This window comes from Leifsonia sp. YAF41 (genome assembly GCF_052113185.1).
Taxonomy (GTDB): domain Bacteria; phylum Actinomycetota; class Actinomycetes; order Actinomycetales; family Microbacteriaceae; genus Cryobacterium.
The window spans coordinates 48,516-66,005 of record NZ_JBFRCS010000017.1; the positions used below are offsets into that span (position 1 = coordinate 48,516).

The following is a 17,490-nucleotide window of genomic DNA, read 5'->3' on the forward strand; positions in this document are numbered from 1 at the left end:
TAGGCGACGTGGTGGAGTTCCGCTTCAACGTCTAACCCTCGCCTGAGGGGGTTCCTGATCCCGGGCGGATGCATCCGGTAGCGTGTGATCATGGCCATTTTCGATCATCTCGGCATCACGGTCGACGACGTCCCGCGGGCGGTCTCGCAGTTTGATCCCGTGCTGGCGGCGCTCGGCTTCGCCCGGTACGACGCCAACGGGTCGGTCTCCTGGAACCTTGACGGCGAGCCGGAGCTCATCCTGATGCCGGCTCGGGATTCGGGTACCGGACCGCACCGTCACGGTCGAGTCGGGTGGCAGCACCTGGCGTTCGCCGTCGCCTCACGCGAGGAGGTGGACCGCCTGCATCGGATCGCGACGGACACCGGGTGGACGGTCGTGCGCGACCCGAAGGAGTACCCCCGGTTCACTGACCGGTACTACGCCTCCTTCGTCGAGGACGAAAACGGCATCCGGATTGAGTTCATGCACAACCCACCGCGAGAGGCCGGCTGACTTGGCGCTTTGATCTTTGGTGGGTCGAGACGGCTGATATTCGTCTGCTACTGCGGATGGCAGCGGCGGGTCGCCCCGTGGGCCGGCTGACTAGTGGCACCTCTGACGCGGCCGATGGTTCTCACTGTCAGCGCTCTGCCGCGTGGCCGGCCAAGAGTTGGGCCTACATTTCGTAGAGTTTCGCTCATGCGACTTGAGGTGTCTTCTCTGATTGATCCGGTGCTCTTGTCGCTCGTCGACGAGTCTCGTGCGTTCTATGCACGCCGACGCCCTGGCCGCGGGCCACAGAGCGTGAGCGAGCTCGTCGCGGTCCGTGAAGCAATGCCCGTACCTGCTGAGTGCGAGCCGTCCCCGTCGGTAGAGACGGTGAGTGCTGGTGGTCGAAGCGTGCCCGTGCGAATCCACACACCATCGAGTCGACCCGCCACAGGTGTGCTGTTGGAGATTCACACGGGCGGCTTCTACCTGGGCTCCGCCGCGGGAAGCGATGTTCGGAATCGGCGACTCGTCGACGCTCTCGGCATCGCTGTGGTGAGCGTGGACTATCGACTCGCCCCTGAGCATCCATGGCCGGCAGCGCCTGACGATTGCGAGACGGCCGCATTGTGGCTCGCCGAGCACGCCGAAGCGCGGTTTGGCACGACACGACTGGCCATGAGTGGATTCTCCGCAGGCTCCACGCTGGTGACCGCGACACTGATACGGCTACGCGATCGCGGTATTCATGCATTCGGTGGCGCGGTGGTTCAATGTGGCACGTACGATCTCTCCGCGCAGACACCGGCTGGACGCCTCATCGCCGACGAGTTTTTCCTCGGCGCATATGCAGGTGACGCGCCAGATCGTACGAACCCGGACATCTCTCCCATCTTCGCGGAGTTGAAGAACCTCCCGCCGATCCTGATGGTGATCGGCGCAGAGGATGTTCTCTTTGAAGACAATCTCGCCATGACGGCGAGGTTCCTCGCGGCCGGTGTTGAGGTTGACCTGCGCGTCTATCCCGCGTCGCCGCACGCGTTCACGGGGCACGCAACCCCGATGGCGCAAGCCGCCCTAGAAACTATTGACGAATGGCTTCGAGGTCAGATCGGAGCGAATGTCTAGATCAATTCCATTCGCGGCCACGCTCCGGTCCCGCAGCCCAAAGGTTCTTCCGTGCCGGAACGTGGTGGAGTTCCGCTTCAACGTCTAGCCCCATCGCGGGGTCATTCTTGGTCGCGCATTGGTGGGATTCGTCCTCGCCGGCATCGCACTCCTTCTCTCGTATGTCTTGAACGGCGGCGACTATCCTTTGGCCGCGGCCGGAATGTGGAATCTAGCCTTCCCTGTTGGGTGCATTGTTGTTGGACTCCCCATCATTGTCGTGGGTGGCGTCGTGGCATCGCGCGCCCTGCGCCGGGCACGAAAGAGCTGAGCTGAGCTGAGCTGAGCTGGGTACGGACTTTCGATTGCCATCATGTCGATTGGGCGCGGAACGTGGGGGAGGGTCCGAATCGCGCAGGAGACTGCGAGCGCGAGATAGCCTGTCAGACTTTTTTAGCCCGTAGGATTCACACCGTGAGTTCGAGTCAGGTATTTGCCCTCCTGTGGGCGCCGTTCGCGATTGCATTCGGGGTGATATTCATCGTGAAGCGCGCTCGAATATCAGAGATGGCGAGACTCCAACGACGCCAGCAGGGCATCCGTGTATCGGGCCGAACTCAATCACCCGCGCTGATGGCGCTGGCTGGCGCACTTTTCGTGATTCTAGGTATCGGTGTATCCATCGGGGCGCTTACGGGGCAAATTCGATGACTGATCGAGGCGGTCTTGGCTGGCTCACCTCACCAAACGGTCGAATTGCAGCGGCGTGGTGGAACATGCTGATCTGCGCCGCCATCGTCGTGGGGTCGATTGTGGAGGGGGCGACGCAGTCTCCAGCCGCATTTGCCTTGACTGGTCTCGGTCTGATCGTGGAGTGGCAATTTGTGCGCGGATATCTGCGTGCACGTCAAGCAAAGGCGACCGAAAAGTGACCGAGCACTCAGGCCGGTCACCGCTCTACTGGGCGACAGCACTGGTGCTGCTTACGCTGCGCGGCGTTCTACTGTGGATCGTCATGCCGGTTGGAGTCGTCGCGTGGTTCGTTCACTCATGGATTCAGAGGGCGGCGTTGGGTCGACTTCTATTGAATCGTCATTCAAGTTCAGCACATCGCGCCATTCCTATTTTCGGATGACACGTGGCGCTCCGAAGGAGAGCCCGCGAGCCCAGTCCAGCGCTCTGATCCGGCCCGCTGCTACGGTTGGCCAGTATGGGGAGAATGCGACGACTCGGATTTGCCGCTGTTCTGCTTGTCAGCTTTGCTGTGTCAGGGTGTGCGACTCCGGGAGTCTGCCCCGCCATCGCGTGGATGAACACCGTCCGTATCGAGCTCAATGGGAACGCGGGCAGCGTTGCTGGTCTCGAGCTGTGCGCAGACGGTGTGTGTGCCGCGTCTGCTCCCGTTCAGCAGGTACCGGACGAGCCCCTGCGGTTGGCGACGGTGATCCCGAAAGATTCGGCGACCTCCGCACCGGCTCCCACGGACATCCCGTTGTTGTTCTCCATCTCCCGCATTGATGAGCGCACGTGGCAAATCTCATTGGACATGGCGACGCCAGAGAGGCTCACGCTTCGCGCGGTCTCCGCAACAGGCGAGGTTCTCGCCGAGAGGGACGTCGCGCTCGAGTGGCGGCGCGTGGGCGGCAGCGAGCAATGCGGCGGACGTAGTGACGCCGGGCCGGTCAGTCTCGATATCCCCGGCTGAGTCGGACCGGAGGGCAACCCCTCGCCGTTGCATGGTCAGGCCGACGGCGGGCTCTGATCCTCGGGCGCCATGTCGCCGTGGCGGTGAACGATCTTCCACTCGCCGTTCTCGCGCCGGTACACGTGGGTCACCCGCACCGTGATCGGCTCGATCGTGCCATCGTCCGCGACAGAATTGAAGCGTTCGAATCCGACGGTGTACGCCATGTCGCCACTGGCTTCGGCGACGTCGACGTCGTATCTGAAGTCGGTATAGGTGCCCTGACTCAGCCGGTCGGCGACCCAGTGAAACGTGCGGCTCACCGCCTCCCACCCGAGGTTGTTCGGCCCCCACGCGCCGAGGAGCGACACGGGGTCATCCCTGGTCCACAGCTTCAGCCTCGGGGCAACATCACCTTCGACCAGCGCCTTTTCAGCTTCAGCTTGTTGACCGAGGAATTGATTGAAGTCACTCTTCTCGTCCACAGTTGCCTCCCTCGTTTTCGAGGGCGATGCTACGCCGCATCTGCTCCGACGTGTGGGCCCCATCATGCGAGAGAACGCAAACGTCAGTTGCAACGCAACTGACAAGGGGGCCGAATGTCGTATATGGCCGCGAGTCCAACGCGAGCACTAGCCTCGAGTCATGGCAACTCTGATCACCGAAGACGACATTGACGATCTCGAGCTTCGCGACCTTGACGAGGCAACCGGCAGCGTGACCGGCGGCGCGGCCGAGCATCTCGAGAAGGCCGCCATCTTCGAAGAGTGGGCGACGGATGCCGACAACTATGAGCTCGGTGACGGCGTCACTCCCGCACATTTGTTGATTGTGGCCGCCGAGCACTTGCAACTGGCGCATGACATGGCGGAGGCGTTTCGTCTGGCCCGCGCGGCCAGCGAGCATCCGTCGGCTCAACCGTTCGAGGCGCATCCCACGCTCATCAGCCTGCACTTGGAGAACAACGAACTCGATGCGGCTGTGGCTCTCGCCGATGAGGTGCGGAAAGGCGGAGCCGACGAACTCGGAATCTACGAGATGATTGCCGAAGGTTTCGAGATGGCCGGAGAAGTTGCGCTCGCCGAGCGTTGGTTCGCCATTGGGCTTCGCATGCTCGACCGGGTCGGGTTGGAGAGCCCACGCGATCGACTGTCTCTGCTCACTGGCCGCTACCGCGTGCGCCGCGATGCCGGCAAACCTCTCGATGTGCTCGACGTCGAGACCGAAGAGCTGCGCATCGAGAACGGTCTCGATCCCATCGACTAGGCCGCAGCTATCATGGAGAACCTGACGAATCTCAGGCTGGCGGTCGCCAGTCATCTCTCAGGTGCGCTGGATCCGGTTTTGGGGGACGCAGCGAATCGACACGAAAATCGGATCCACACGTGAACTATGCAGCACGTCAGCAACACGCTCAAGAACTGGTGCAGGAGATAGGTCTCCCACGTCCTTTGAACTCGGAACGCTTGCACCACCACATGGAACAGATCCGCGAGAAGAAGATCGTCATCAGGCAGGCGCCTCAGGGAATGATCGACGCTGGAGTCTGCGCCCTCTGGCTCGAAGTGGCCGGTGAAGGATTTGAGCGGATCCACTACGCGCCAACGGACTCCGCTGTCCACCGCCAGCAGTTCGTGAACCACGAATTCGGCCACATGATTCTTAATCACACGAAGATGGCCATGCCGGCCGAGCGAGTTGCGCTCCTCGCGCCCCTCATCCCGATGAATGCGATCGTGTCGGCGCTCTCCAGAAGTAACTTCACCGATGAGGAAGAGGCAATGGCTGAAGCCATCGGGGACGAACTCGCGATGATCCTTCGGAGGGACTCATCGATCTACAAAAAGAGTGCCGACACCGGATTTGGACAGGTGCTCTGATGGTTACTCTGATCGAATACTGCGTGCTCGGTGCACTCTGGGGAACGACATTTCTACTCATTCCCAGCGCCATTCGCGGGAACCGGCGTTTGCTTTTCTGGTTCATGCTGGCGTTTTCGGTGACCTTGTCACTGATCTCGAGTGGCCCCTATGCCTATTTCGACGCACTCATCGGCGGTTCCGACACAACGTATTTCATCTTCCACGCCACGCTGATTATTTGTGTGGCGTTGTTCGACTGTCTCATCCAAACCGCCGTCTCGAAAACGGGTCTCACTCGGGCCAGGAAGCAGTTCGCCTTGTGGGGGTCCACCGGACTGATCGCGCTCCAAGCGGCGCTCTTCTTCGGCGGCGGCTGGGAGATTGAAGACATCCAGCTTGTCGGCTCTGGCGACTGGGGCCAGCTGCTCTACGGCTTCACGACGTGGATCGCACTCATGGTGCTCGCCATCTCGACGATTGCTGCGTGCGCGACAGACTTCAAACGTCAGGCAGACAGGACGATTAAGACAGCGCTCGTGATCATTGCATTGGGCTGCGCAGTAGGCATGATCTATGTGGCCGTCCAGATGCAGCTGGCCATCGTACGAACGGCGACAGGTGACGGCTACGTCAGCGAGACAGTTGATTTTCTGGCGGTGTCGTGCCGGCTCGTTGCACCGGTGCTCCTCTCGGTTGGACTCAGTCTCCGCTTGCTTGTCGGCGTTGCCACGAACCTGAGCGACGCACGGAGAAGCCGGCGGCTGCTCTGGAAGATCACCCCGCTCTGGGAGCGACTGCTTGCTGACCTGCCTGAGCTCAGCATTGAAGCACCGGTCTCACGAGTCGACCTCTATTTCCGGGGTACCCACGCCCTGCACCTCCATCGCCGCTACGTCGAGGTTCGCGACAGCCTGCTTCTCCACCCCGACCAGCCACTCTCGGATCGCGAGGCACAGCTCATCCAACGGATCGAAGCTCACATCCGACGCGTATCAGATACATCCACCGGGATCCACAACGACTCGAGGACCAATGAGTACCAAGACGCCTAATGAAGCGGGTGGGGCCGGGACTCCGCAGCCCACGCCACAGCAGGAGCTCGCACGCAAGCTGAACTTGCTGCTCGACGTGGTCGTGGCCGAGGGAAACACCCCGTACACCTACCGTGAGATCGCTGCCGGTCTCACAGCCAAGTCGGTGTCGATCTCGCGGGCCAGATGGCAGTACATGATCAAGGGTGAAGGCCCGCTGGTCAGCGATGTGCGCCTTCTCACTGAGATCGCCAATTTCTTCGGAATCGCCCCCGCGTACTTACTCGGGTCCGATGATGACCTCCCGGAGCGCATCGATTCTCAGCTGGAGCTGGTTCGCATGATCCGAGTAAAGCGAGTTATCAACTTCGCAGCCCGCACCCTCGGGGACACCTCACCAGAAGCTCTTCGGGAGATCACGAGGCTCCTCGAAGAGGGGATGTCTGGCAGCTCAGACCAGGCAAACGAGTAGCACCATCCATCGCACCTCTCCGACGCAGCCCAGCGCCCGAATGAGCGATCGGCCGGGGGCGCCGTCCCATTGGGGTAGGCTTAGACATGTCCAATCTGGGGGGATAAGGGCCGAAGCGCGCCGGGATCCGGGGGACATGCATTGCGGAACCGGTGCGCTTCACCATCAATGACTTCACCATCAACAAGTGTGAGGTGGATCTCCTGCCACCCAAACGTCCCGCCGCGTGGGGGGACGCGGCGGGACGCAACGTGCCCCTGGAGTGGGGGGACGCCTCAGGGCACGACCCAATTATGGGGGACGGTAGAACCGGGGACCGAGCCCCACGCCGTTCGGCGTTTCTCGCATTCGAGATGTGCACCTTGGCGTTTCTCCGCAAGTTGCGTGCAAGATTCGCAACTCGTGTGACACATTCATGTCGTGAAGACTGACAGCGCTGCGCCAGCCGCCGATGCGACCGAGGCCGATCTGACCGGGGGGACGGCGTTGACCGATGATGACGCCGTGCCAGAGATGCGCCCGGATGCGGCATGGTTCACCGCCGTAGTCCGCGAGCATTCGACAGCGCTGGTGCGCTACTTCGCCCGCCGTGGACCGCGCCAGGATGCTGAGGATCTCGCTGCCGAGGTTCTCACGACGGCCTGGCGGCGACGGGACGACGTGCCGCCGGAGGCAGTCCTTCCGTGGCTCTACCGGACCGCGGGGTTCATTCTTGCCAACCAGCGCCGCAAGAATGTCGACATTCCCGTCGAAGAGGTGCCGGAGACCGGCAGCCTGCGCGTCAGCGAGGACCCCGAATTGAGCGCGCTGTTTGACGCCGAACTGCGCGGTGCGTTGGCGAGCGTGGGGGAGCGCGACCGTCAGATTCTGCTCTTGCACGCGTGGGAGGGCCTCGATGGCGCGGAGCTCGCTGCGGTGCTCGGCATTTCCCGATCCGGGGCGGATGCTGCGCTCTCCCGAGCACGCTCGCGACTGCGCGCCGTGTGGAAAGAACGACTCACGTTCTAGCTTGCCTGCAAGGTTAGGGCCGCAGCGCACATATCAGTAGGTGAACCGCACTCACGGAGGGTGACCAACATGAACGACGACACAGAGCGCGAACCGAGCGATCTCGAACCGGGCGACCTCAACCCGAGCGAGCCCGATTCGAACGACCTCGATTCAAGCGACATTGAATCGGGCGACGTTGAACTGATCGCCCGACTGCGTGCGGCCGATCCGGCAGCCGGTGTGGAGCCTCGAGCAGGGTTTGCCGATGAGGTGCTCGCCCGCACTCTGGCAGAGCCGACAGCATCCACGACCGACGCAGCATCCACGACCGACGCCGCATCCACCGCGGCCCCGGTCTCCGACCTCACCGCCGAGCGCGCTCGCCGCCGCCCACTCTGGCTTCCGCTGGTCGCTGTGGCAGCGTCGCTCGCTCTCGTCGGCGGTGCCGGATTCGGCATCGGAGCGTCAATGAGCGGAGCCACGAACTCCGCCGATGGCGCGGCTCCGCCCATCACGCTGGGCACAGGGGCCGGCGGCACGGCGCCTGGCATGGGCCCAGCGCAGAACGGTCCGGTTCAGCCCGGCTTCGCTGGCGCCGCGGGAGCAGGGGGTGAGCAGTCGAAGCTGTCGGCGGGCGGGGCGTCCGACATGGTCTCCCCGTACGGATTCGGCCGCAATAACTTCAGCTCGTCGGGGCTCTCCTCGGCAGCGGGTACGGCATCGGCGTATACCTATGACGCACGCGCGTCGTCGAATGCCGAGACTGTCGCCGCACTCGCCGGAGCGCTCGGTGTCGAGGGAGCGGCCGAGATCAAGGATGGCTCCTGGCAAGTGGGTTCGCAGGACGGAACGTCACCGTCGCTCATGGTGAGTCTCGACGGAACGCTCAGCTTTTACTATTCTGACCCGCGGTCCAACCCCTGGGAGTGCGGAGATGGCACCGCTCCCTGCGAGCCGCCCACCGATCTCCCGAGCGAAGACGCTGCGATCACTGCCCTGCGCTCGTTGATTGCCGCAGCGGGACGCGACGCCGGCGCGTTTGAATTCACCTCAGAGTCCTGGGAGGGCTCGTTCACGCGGAATGCCCAGGCGTGGCCTGTCGTCGACGGTAAGCGTGTCGACCAGTCGTGGTCGCTGGAAATCACTAACGCCGGTGTCGTCAGCGCATCCGGTGCACTCGCACACATCGTGCCCCTCGGTAACTATCCCGTCGTCAGCGAGCAAGAAGGCTTCAAGCGCCTGTCGGACCCCCGGTTCGGTGCCCAGATGACGATCATGCCGATGGCTATGCGTGCTCAGACTGATGTCGGGCCCTCCGAGTGGGTGCCCCCGACCGAGCCACCGGCTACCCCGGCAACAGGCACCTCGCTGTCGTGGCCGGTAAACAACGTCGACATTGTCAAGGCACGTCTCGGGCTCGCGAGCCAGTGGCAGCCCGATGGGACCGTGCTGATCGTTCCCGCCTATGAGTTCACGGATGCCGGTGGCGGCACCTGGTCTGTCATTGCGGTCGCCGACTCGAAGCTCGACTTCGCGACCAAGTAGCTCATTCTTCGCTCGGCGGACGCCGCAAGCGGCCGAGACCCGGTAAGAAACGCCCGACACGCGACGCATAGTCGCGGTAGGTGGGATGCGCGGCAGCCAACATCCGTTCTTCCCAGCGAGCCTTGCCCGAAAGCAGCGCCACCAGCGCGAGCCAGAGCAGGATGTGCCAGACGGATGCCCCGTACAGGGTGAGGCCGAGGCCGAAGGTGAGAAACCCGGTATAGATCGGATTGCGGATGTAGCCGTACACGCCGCGGGTGGCCAGTTGTGTGTTTTCGCGGGGGATTGGGCTCGCGGTGAACGCCGAGCCGAGGGCCAGCGTTCCGGCCAGCATGAGTGCCAGGCCGACTGCATCAAGCACGAGCGACGCGAGCACGAGCAGCGCCCCGCGCGGCCAGAGCGAGCCGTGGGGAATCAGCAGCAGTGCGGCGAGCAGCACAATCTGCAGGGTGACGAGTCCAAACGCGAGTACACGTTTCATGATGTGAGCGTACGCCGGTGCGCCGGTCAGCCGGAGAAACCGCAGGCATCGGCCGCATGCGCGATGATGAAGTCATGTCAGTGTGCTCAGACGGAGATTGCGCCACCGACCTCATCGTCGAACAGGTGAGGTGCCGATGCTGACCGTTCGCCAGCTATCCTCCTGGGGTCTCGACTACGTCTATGCCGGCGTGCAACAGGCCCGCTCCCTTGCTCACCGACACAGCCCGACGCAGTTCGACGAAGGGGACCCCGGTCTGCCGGCCATCGTGCTGCTACCCGGCGTCTACGAGACCTGGCTTTTTCTGGAGCCCGTCGCGCGCCGCCTCAATGCCCGCGGGTTTCGGATCTTCACCGTGCCGGAGCTGGCCTCCAACCGGATGCCGGTGCCGCGTTCCGCCGAGATCGTCGGGTCGGAATTGCGACGGCTTCAGACCGACCACGGAATCACCGAGTTCGTGCTTGTTGCTCACAGCAAGGGCGGCCTGATCGGCAAGCACCTGATGCTCGATCTGTCGGGCCCGCCGCACGACCCCCAATCGACGGGCGCAGTGCGAGGAATGGTCGCGATTGCAACACCATTTTCAGGCTCCAGGTACGCGCGGTTCATGCTCTCCCGAACATTGCGGGCGTTCTCGCCGCGCGACTCAGTCGTGCGTGCCCTCCTCGAACAGTTGCAGGTCAACGAGCGGATCGTTTCGATCTACGGCGAGTTCGATCCGCACATCCCGGGGGGCAGCGCGCTGGACGGCGCACGCAACATCGAGCTCCCCATCAACGGACACTTCCGAATTCTGCAGAGTGAGCTGCTGATCGCAACGGTCGAGCAGGAAGTCAGCGCGATCTCGCGCCGTTTCGGCGATGACACAAGCGAAGACGCAAGCGAGGACACGAGAGAGGATGCGGCGGATGAGTCGCCCGAACGCTGACCGAGACGGCGACCAGGATGCTGGCCGAGACGTCGGGCCGAAGTCTGACGAGGCGCTCGCCGCAGACATCCGTCGCAGTCTCGACCGCGCCGTCGAAACGCTCAGCGCGGCCGGTGCTCGGGATGAAGCGCACGGCCGGTACATCGCACCTCACAAGGTGCTGTTCTTCACCAAGGAGGCCGCGCTGGCGCCCGCCGGTCGCGTCTGGCGACTCGGAGTCTTCCTGCTCGGCCGCGATGGAACGCTCTACGCGACGGGAACCACCACCCGGGCGGTCGAACCGGGCCGGGCCGGCTACCAATCCCAATCGGCTGAGGAGCGTCGCGCCTACCGGGCCGCAGCGTTGAAAGGGCACTTTGCCAAGGGGGAGACAGTGAACTTCGATGCGCCCGAAATTGCGACGGATGCCGCGAGTCTCCATGAGTCGACCGGCCCACTCTTCTTGCGTGGCGGGCGCGCACTCGTGCGTTGGAATACCTCGGTGGCCGACGAGATGGCGATCGACTTCGACAGCTATCTCGCCGAGCGCGTGAGTCTGCTGATCGATCCGCCCGGGGGAGCCTGAGGCCTGCGGACGTCGGTCGGCAGCTGGCTGCCTGAAGGCAGTCGCTACCAGTTGCGGTCTACAGTGTCACGCCACCGGCGGAGGGTGCCGGCGTTTCCGTAGAGGGCGAGTCCAATGCCGAGCGCGATCATCAGGAGGAATTGGATGATGGCGGCGCCAGTCCATACGCCAAGGATGACGGGGGCGAGGGCTTCATAGGTACGGGCGAAGCCCGGCGGAAAGAGGCCAAAGGGAAAGTAGTCGAGGCAGGCTCGCACGATGCCCCATCCGACGACGACGGCAGCACCCCACCGCAGGTACCGGGGGATAAGCCGGACCCGCGCGATCACTGCCACGGCGAGGACGGCCGACACGGCCGTCAGCACGTTGAAAAAGATCACCACGTCAAACAGCAAGTCCGCGAGATCCACCGGCGCACTGCTGGAAAAGCGAAGAAACAGATCGAGCGCGACGGGTGCAAGCCCGAGTACCAGGAGTGCGGACTGCCCCCACCGTGAGCCGCCGACGATGTCGCCCTCCCCGTGCAGCCCGAAGGCGAGAATGATCAGTCCGATGGCGAGCACAAGCGACGAGAGCAGATCGAGTGGGCCGGTCCAGAACATGGGGAAGGTTCCGCCATCGAGCGAGCCCAGCGTCACCACGAGTGGCAGTAGCCCGGCCACGACGATGGCAAGTCCACCCCACGTTGTCGTGAAGTGAGTAGTGGCGGATGGCGCCGCCTCTGGCTGCGAGTTTGGTTCAGTCTGCATGTGCTTCCCCCGAGCTCAGAATGATTCTGCGCTCACCTTAGCGCTCGGCTGCGCACCGGCGGGGTTGTGCGAACGCAGTGAGGATCTGGTGAATCTCTAGATCCAACCGTGTTGCCATGCCCGCTCGGCGGCATCGTGCCGGGAGACCGCATCGAGCTTGGTCATGGCCGAGGAGAGGTAGTTGCGCACTGTTCCGGATGCAAGGTGGAGCTGGTCGGCGATCTGTTGCACTCCCAGTGCGCTGCGGCTGACGCGCAGCACATCGAGCTCGCGATCGGTGAGCGGGCAACGATCCGCGGTGAGTGCCGCTGCGGCAATCTCATGGTCGATGTAGCGCTTGCCGGCAGCAACATCGCGAATGACGTTGGCCAGTTCTTCGGCCGGGGTCGACTTCGGCACGAACCCTGAAACGCGGGTGGCGAGTGCCCGTCGCAGCACGCCCGGTCGGGCATGACGCGTGACGATGATGACCCGGGTGTTGACCGTTGACAGGATGCGGGCGGCAGCTTCGAGGCCGTCGGCCTGTGGCATCTCAAGGTCGAGCAGACAGATGTCGGGTCGGGTCTCGATCGCAAGCTCGACGGCGGTCACACCGTTGTCGGCGCTCGCCACGACCTCGATGTCCGGCTCCAACCCGAGCAGTGCTTCGAGCGCGCCGCGAATGAGGTGCTCGTCGTCGGCGATGAGCAAACGGATGCGGCGCGGCGCTGTTGCTGAAACAGCTGCACTGTCGCTCATGATGTGACCCTGTGCTGAGTCGGAACTTGCAGGCGCAGCGTGAACCGATCGTTTTCACTGTCGATCTTGGTGTCGAACTCTCCGCCGAGCGCCATGACGCGTTCCCGCAGGCCGGCGAGGCCGGACCCCGGTGTTCGGCTCGGCTGGCCGCCCTCGACGAGACCGTTGTTGCTGATTTCCAGTGTGCAGACCTCGCGTCCCAGGCGCAGGCGAATTGTTGCGTGGCTCGCAGTGCTGTGTCGCAGAATGTTGGTCGTCGCCTCGCGCACGGCCAATCCGAGCGCGCGGCGCACCTCGGCGCTGGGTGCTGGCGCTGGGGAGCCACTGTCGCCGTCGGCATCGAGATTCAGTTCGCATTCCGCTCCGGCTGCAAACAGAACCTCGCGGGCGTTCTCAATTTCGTCGTCCAGCGCGATCTCGCGGTAGCCGGAGACCAGCAAGCGTGTCTCGTCGAGGGCTTGTTTGGCGATGATGCGGGTCTCATGGATGTTGGCCCGGGCGGCCTCGATATCGATGTCAAGCATCCGCTCGGCCAGCTCAGACTTGAGTGCGATCACCTGCAGGTGGTGCCCCTGAATGTCATGCAAGTCTGAGGCGAACCGCAGTCGTTCGTGGGCGACGGCGAGCTCGGCGGAGGCGCGCCGGTGTCGGTCAAGCTCCACCACGATCTCCCACCACCACAGGCCGCTGAGCAGCATGGCAGGGAACAACGCTCCGTAGGTCAAAAGCAGCCAGGAATTGTTATTGAGCGGAATTTCTGGTGCGGTTCCGTTCAGTGCAAGGGCGAGAAACGGATGAAGCACGACCGCCACAATCCCGCCCGCCAGCAACAGCCGACGCCGGCGCTTGTGCAGGAGGCAGGCCATCAGGCACAGCGCCATCCACAACGGGAACGCGGAAATGACGCCGAGACCCGGCGTGAGAAGGCCAAGAATCCACGCGAGGGCGGGCGGGGCGAGCAGCGCAATCGTCCAGGCGGGGTGGGGCAGGCCGCCGCCCCGTCCGCGTTGCAGAAACCAGCAATACCGCAGCTGAACGGCCGCGGAGACGAGGATTGCCACGAGCACCGCGCCGTCGAGCGGGTTGCGTGAAGAAGAGAAGACCGACGCGGACATCAGCACGAGAAATGCCGCGAGCACAACGACGACGAAGGCGATCGAGCCGAGGGTGTATGTCCAGGTGGCGTGCACGCCTCGCCCATGATCGAGTTGAACCGGCTGCGAAGAGCGGGCCATCCCGACTGAGGCCCCGGCCAGTGCAGGTTCTTGCGTGCGAGCGCGTCGGGCAAGCGTCGGCATCAGGAGCGCACCCACGGGTGTCGGGGAGCGAGAAGGGCAAAACGGTGCATGTCGACCAGCGTAGGGCAGTGACATTTGTCACGTACTTGTATGCAGAATCACCACAAATGCGGTGACACCACGGCACTACTTCGGCTGCCGGGGCGTCGACAGGATGGACCTATCGCTTCACTCCACCACGAAAGGCACTGCCGATGATTCCCGCTCTGCAAGACTTCACTTCCTCCTTCCCCGAGTTTCTCCAGTGGGTCGGCGTGATGCTCGTCGCAGCCATTCCCTTCGTCGACTCATACTTCGGCTCGGTGATCGGCATTCTCGCCGGGGTCACTCCGGTGGTCGCGATTGCTGCGGCGATCGTGGGCAACATCATCTCGATGATGATCTTCGCGCTCACCGCGCATCGAGTACGCGTGGGTGTCCTGAACGGAAAAACGCCGCCGGAGGAGTCGTCTCGTCGGCGGAAGGTGCGGGCCTGGTTCGACAAATACGGCGTGGCCGGGGTGAGCCTGGTGGGGCCGGTGATTCTGCCGAGCCAATTCACTTCAGCGGCCATGGTGTCGTTCGGTGCCCCGAAGAACTCCGTCATCCTCTGGCAGATCATCTCGATCACGATCTGGGGTGTCGTCGTCGGCACGCTCGCCACGGTCGGTATCACCCTCAGCCGCTAGTGACGTTGAGTCGCTAGCAGCGGCTACCCGTGGCGTGAGTCGAGGCTCTGCGGCGCACTCCACGTGATCGGCACATCACGCATGACCAAAACGTTGTCGAGCACAGCCGAGCCGGCGGGCAACGCGTCGAAGAACGAGGATTCAACGTCGACGGCAGTTCCCGGATCAACTCGCCACTGCGTTGTTTTCAGCTGGAGCCCTTCGAGTGCGCGTCCGTCGTGTGAGGGCGACCACCCGATCGATCCATTCTGAAAGAAGGCCGAGGCATCCGTCACTGTGTCGAAGAGTGAGCTCGTCCAGTGGTCGGTGATCTCCACATCCGCCCGCACGTTCGTATCGGCGGCGGTCATCGTCACCTGCACGCGCTCTGGCGTTTCGGCGCCGCTGAAGCTGGCGTGCTTGTGGACTCCGGGAAAGAGCCGGCCACCCACGACAACCGGCAGCCATGAGGCACTGTGTCTCTCGGGAATGTAGACCCCGGCATGGGTTCCGGATGCGTCGTCCCACTCGACGGCGATGCGGTGCGCTGCGTTCTCGGCACCCCAGCCGACCGGGGGAGCGAACCAGGTGGGGCGCAGCGCGCCGAGGCGAAGCAGGCAGATGCCGGCGACCGCGCTGTCGTTGACCAACTGGGGACGCAGAGATGCGGGCAGCAAAGACTGGGCCACGACCGGATCGAGTCGGTAGTTGATGAGGAGGCGACGCTCAATGGTCGCGGCCAGGTTCGGGGCCCGGTATCTCATGCGCGGTCGGCGCCTTCAGCGGCTGCGCCAATCGACGCAGGCTGCTTCGTTGGGGGCCGGATGCTCCGCAGCAGCATCTGCTCCGGGCAGACCGACGAAAGAAACTCGCCGACTGATAGAGCGAGGCGGTCGCCCACCAGGGAGTAGAGAATGCGGTTCGCGTCGCGTCGCTCGGTGACCAGTCCGGCGACTCTCAAGATAGACAGGTGCCGCGAGATTGTGGGCCCGGAACTCGTGAACCGTGCGGCGATCTCGCCGGCCGCCATCTCGCCATCCTTCAGATCTTGGAGGATCTGGCGGCGGGTGGGGTGCGCCAGGGCGGTGAAGATATCAGCGGTCGATTCGGACATGTTCGCAATCTAGCACTAATGCTAAATAGCAATCAAGGGTGATGATGATGTTCCGGTGTCGCTCAGCTGGTTGCCGGTGCAGGCGGTCGGACTTAGGGTCGTCGTGTCGTTCATCGTTCCGCACCCTGGAGGTTTGCCATGACCAATCTCAGCTACTCGATGTTCTCGTCACTCGATGGATACATTTCAGATGCGACGGGCAACTTCGATTGGGCCGAGCCGAATGAAGAGGTGCATGCCTTTGTGAACGACCTCGAGCGCTCGGTCGGAACGTATCTCCTCGGGCGTCGGATGTACGAGACGATGCTGTTTTGGGAGACCGCCGACACTCTGGTCGACCCACCCGGCGTGATTTGGGACTTCACCCGCATCTGGAAAGCCGCCGACAAGATCGTGTTCTCAACGACGTTGGATGCGCCAACCAGCGATCGCACCGAAATCGAGCGCAGCTTTGACCCGGAGTTGATTCGGCAACTGAAGCGGACGTTGGAACGGAGCATCTCCGTGGGCGGTCCCGGTCTCGCAGCGCAGATGATGCGGGCCGGCCTGGTTGACGAGCTACAACTGTTCATCGTGCCGATTCTGATCGGTGGTGGAACACGGGCGTATCCCGATGACCTGCGCCAATCGCTTGAGCTCGTCGGCGAGCGTCGTTTCGACAACGGCATGGTCTACCTGAACTATCGCGTCACGGCCTGACTGCTCTTTCGTACCTGGCACGCAGCGCGGAGGCGGTTGCCGGCGCGGGCAGTCGGTTTTACTCTCGTCGTGAGTCGCGTGCATCGTTGTCGCTGTGTTGTGTGCCGCTTGACGCGTGTTTCGTGTTTCCTACACCGGGGAGGTTTGTTATGGCCAAACTCGTCTACATTGTGAACTTGTCGCTCGACGGTTACATTTCGGATGCCACGGGCAGCCTCGATTGGACGACGCCGAGCGACGAGATGCTCGAATTCATCAATGACCTGGTGCGGCCGGTCGGTACCTACCTCTACGGGCGCCGGATGTACGAAGCGATGGTGTACTGGGAAACGGCTCACACCCTCGTCGACGCGCCCGCTGTCGAACAAGACTTCACGCACATCTGGCAGGGGGCCGACAAGATTGTGTTCTCGACGACGTTGGATGCGCCGTCCAGCGCTCGAACTGAAATTGAGCGCCAGCTTGATCCTGCGTTGGTTCGGCAACTGAAGCAGTCCTCGGAACAGGACCTCACCGTGGGCGGTCCTGACCTCGCAGCGCAGATGTTGCAGGCTGGGCTGGTTGACGAACTGCAGCTCTTTGTCGCGCCGATCCTGCTTGGCGGGGGAACCCGCGCGTTTCCCGACGAGCTGCGCCAGTCGCTCGAGCTCAGAGGCGAGCATCGCTTTGAGAGTGGAACGACCTACCTGAACTATCGCGTCACGGCCTGATCGCCGTTGGCAAGATCGCGAGGCGGCCGCGCCAGTCGTGCTTTCCCGGTGGTCGAGGATCAGCCAGCGGAGTCGGCCGTGTCTCGAGGCCTCGTGAGCTGGTCTCGGGAACGCGGTCGTCGCGGTGGTCGAGTCTGTCGGGGGCCGATCCATCTCGGTGATCGAGGAGCGCCCGACGGAGTCGGACGTGTCTCGAGATCGCGCGAGCCGGTCTCGGGGACCCTTCGTCCGGGTGGGTCAGCGGCCGAGAGTGGTGTGGGCGCGGTGCTGGTTGGCGGGGAGCCAGTCTCTGCCGAGTCCCAGCCAGGGTGGTGCCTTGATCTGCACGGCGCCGTTGAGGATGCGGATCTGCCAGCCGGAGGTTTCGATGGTCGAGTGGTGGTACCAGCAGAGGGCGAC

The 17,490-nt window shown here is 63.4% G+C and carries 21 protein-coding genes; 14 read left to right on the forward strand and 7 right to left on the reverse strand.

Annotation, left to right across the window (positions count from 1 at the left end; genetic code table 11):
- The first annotated feature begins 90 nt into the window (after positions 1 to 90).
- The 3 genes from AB4Y63_RS18055 (at position 91) to AB4Y63_RS18065 (ending at position 2,510) form a co-directional block, all read left to right on the forward strand.
- Positions 91 to 495: a VOC family protein gene (locus AB4Y63_RS18055; protein ID WP_441792447.1), complete on the forward strand. Its 405-nt coding sequence runs from the start codon at positions 91 to 93 to the stop codon at positions 493 to 495.
- Positions 496 to 786: 291 nt separating this feature from the next.
- Entirely contained in the window at positions 787 to 1,599 is an 813-nt protein-coding gene (locus AB4Y63_RS18060; protein ID WP_441792448.1) for an alpha/beta hydrolase, read from the forward strand.
- Positions 1,600 to 2,285: 686 nt separating this feature from the next.
- Positions 2,286 to 2,510, forward strand: coding sequence for a hypothetical protein (locus AB4Y63_RS18065; protein ID WP_441792449.1), 225 nt, complete (start codon positions 2,286 to 2,288; stop codon positions 2,508 to 2,510).
- Between the two features lie 808 nt (positions 2,511 to 3,318).
- Here the strand turns inward: AB4Y63_RS18065 and AB4Y63_RS18070 are convergent.
- On the reverse strand, positions 3,319 to 3,747 hold the full coding sequence (locus tag AB4Y63_RS18070; RefSeq protein ID WP_441792450.1) for a YybH family protein: 429 nt from the start codon (positions 3,745 to 3,747) through the stop codon (positions 3,319 to 3,321).
- A gap of 160 nt (positions 3,748 to 3,907) precedes the next feature.
- Here AB4Y63_RS18070 and AB4Y63_RS18075 point away from each other — a divergent pair, with 160 nt between their 5' ends.
- From AB4Y63_RS18075 to AB4Y63_RS18100, 6 genes are all read left to right on the forward strand, one after another.
- Positions 3,908 to 4,528, forward strand: coding sequence for a hypothetical protein (locus AB4Y63_RS18075; protein WP_441792451.1), 621 nt, complete (start codon positions 3,908 to 3,910; stop codon positions 4,526 to 4,528).
- A 119-nt stretch (positions 4,529 to 4,647) separates the two neighbouring features.
- On the forward strand, positions 4,648 to 5,142 hold the full coding sequence (locus AB4Y63_RS18080) for a hypothetical protein (RefSeq protein WP_441792452.1): 495 nt from the start codon (positions 4,648 to 4,650) through the stop codon (positions 5,140 to 5,142).
- Positions 5,142 to 6,176 carry a DUF6545 domain-containing protein gene (locus AB4Y63_RS18085; RefSeq protein WP_441792453.1) on the forward strand — a complete coding sequence of 345 codons (1,035 nt, stop codon included), beginning with the start codon at positions 5,142 to 5,144 and terminating at the stop codon, positions 6,174 to 6,176. Before AB4Y63_RS18080 ends, AB4Y63_RS18085 begins: the two co-directional genes overlap by 1 nt.
- Positions 6,157 to 6,627, forward strand: coding sequence for a hypothetical protein (locus tag AB4Y63_RS18090; RefSeq protein ID WP_441792454.1), 471 nt, complete (start codon positions 6,157 to 6,159; stop codon positions 6,625 to 6,627). Before AB4Y63_RS18085 ends, AB4Y63_RS18090 begins: the two co-directional genes overlap by 20 nt.
- Before the next feature lie 420 nt (positions 6,628 to 7,047).
- Positions 7,048 to 7,635: an RNA polymerase sigma factor gene (locus tag AB4Y63_RS18095; protein WP_441792455.1), complete on the forward strand. Its 588-nt coding sequence runs from the start codon at positions 7,048 to 7,050 to the stop codon at positions 7,633 to 7,635.
- A 69-nt stretch (positions 7,636 to 7,704) separates the two neighbouring features.
- Positions 7,705 to 9,162, forward strand: coding sequence for a hypothetical protein (locus AB4Y63_RS18100; RefSeq protein ID WP_441792456.1), 1,458 nt, complete (start codon positions 7,705 to 7,707; stop codon positions 9,160 to 9,162).
- A gap of 1 nt (position 9,163) precedes the next feature.
- Here the strand turns inward: AB4Y63_RS18100 and AB4Y63_RS18105 are convergent, their stop codons facing one another.
- The gene (locus tag AB4Y63_RS18105; protein ID WP_441792457.1) at positions 9,164 to 9,643 is read right to left on the reverse strand and encodes a methyltransferase family protein; all 480 of its coding nucleotides are present in this window, start codon (positions 9,641 to 9,643) and stop codon (positions 9,164 to 9,166) included.
- 136 nt (positions 9,644 to 9,779) lie between these two features.
- Between AB4Y63_RS18105 and AB4Y63_RS18110 the strand changes: the two genes are divergently transcribed.
- Both AB4Y63_RS18110 and AB4Y63_RS18115 read left to right on the forward strand, forming a co-directional pair.
- The gene (locus tag AB4Y63_RS18110; protein WP_441792458.1) at positions 9,780 to 10,571 is read left to right on the forward strand and encodes an esterase/lipase family protein; all 792 of its coding nucleotides are present in this window, start codon (positions 9,780 to 9,782) and stop codon (positions 10,569 to 10,571) included.
- Positions 10,552 to 11,136 (forward strand): hypothetical protein, encoded by a 585-nt coding sequence (locus AB4Y63_RS18115; protein ID WP_441792459.1) that lies wholly within the window; start codon positions 10,552 to 10,554, stop codon positions 11,134 to 11,136. The genes AB4Y63_RS18110 and AB4Y63_RS18115 overlap by 20 nt, the downstream gene beginning before the upstream one ends.
- 44 nt (positions 11,137 to 11,180) lie before the next feature.
- Here the strand turns inward: AB4Y63_RS18115 and AB4Y63_RS18120 are convergent, their stop codons facing one another.
- From AB4Y63_RS18120 to AB4Y63_RS18130, 3 genes are all read right to left on the reverse strand, one after another.
- Positions 11,181 to 11,885, reverse strand: coding sequence for a hypothetical protein (locus tag AB4Y63_RS18120; RefSeq protein WP_441792460.1), 705 nt, complete (start codon positions 11,883 to 11,885; stop codon positions 11,181 to 11,183).
- Between the two features lie 96 nt (positions 11,886 to 11,981).
- Entirely contained in the window at positions 11,982 to 12,623 is a 642-nt protein-coding gene (locus AB4Y63_RS18125; RefSeq protein WP_441792461.1) for a response regulator transcription factor, read from the reverse strand.
- A complete protein-coding gene (locus AB4Y63_RS18130) occupies positions 12,620 to 13,813 on the reverse strand; it encodes a sensor histidine kinase (protein ID WP_441792462.1) in 1,194 nt (397 codons plus the stop codon). The genes AB4Y63_RS18125 and AB4Y63_RS18130 overlap by 4 nt, the downstream gene beginning before the upstream one ends.
- A 302-nt stretch (positions 13,814 to 14,115) precedes the next feature.
- Here AB4Y63_RS18130 and AB4Y63_RS18135 point away from each other — a divergent pair, with 302 nt between their 5' ends.
- Positions 14,116 to 14,589 (forward strand): hypothetical protein, encoded by a 474-nt coding sequence (locus tag AB4Y63_RS18135; RefSeq protein ID WP_441792463.1) that lies wholly within the window; start codon positions 14,116 to 14,118, stop codon positions 14,587 to 14,589.
- 23 nt (positions 14,590 to 14,612) lie between these two features.
- Here AB4Y63_RS18135 and AB4Y63_RS18140 read toward each other — a convergent pair whose 3' ends face one another.
- Positions 14,613 to 15,332 (reverse strand): DUF2071 domain-containing protein, encoded by a 720-nt coding sequence (locus AB4Y63_RS18140; RefSeq protein ID WP_441792464.1) that lies wholly within the window; start codon positions 15,330 to 15,332, stop codon positions 14,613 to 14,615.
- Positions 15,329 to 15,682 carry a metalloregulator ArsR/SmtB family transcription factor gene (locus tag AB4Y63_RS18145; protein WP_441792465.1) on the reverse strand — a complete coding sequence of 118 codons (354 nt, stop codon included), beginning with the start codon at positions 15,680 to 15,682 and terminating at the stop codon, positions 15,329 to 15,331. Before AB4Y63_RS18145 ends, AB4Y63_RS18140 begins: the two co-directional genes overlap by 4 nt.
- A 138-nt stretch (positions 15,683 to 15,820) precedes the next feature.
- On the opposite strand from AB4Y63_RS18145, the gene AB4Y63_RS18150 reads away from it, so the two are divergent.
- Entirely contained in the window at positions 15,821 to 16,381 is a 561-nt protein-coding gene (locus AB4Y63_RS18150) for a dihydrofolate reductase family protein (protein WP_441792466.1), read from the forward strand.
- 149 nt (positions 16,382 to 16,530) lie between these two features.
- Positions 16,531 to 17,091, forward strand: coding sequence for a dihydrofolate reductase family protein (locus AB4Y63_RS18155; protein ID WP_441792467.1), 561 nt, complete (start codon positions 16,531 to 16,533; stop codon positions 17,089 to 17,091).
- The last annotated feature ends 399 nt before the right edge of the window (positions 17,092 to 17,490 follow it).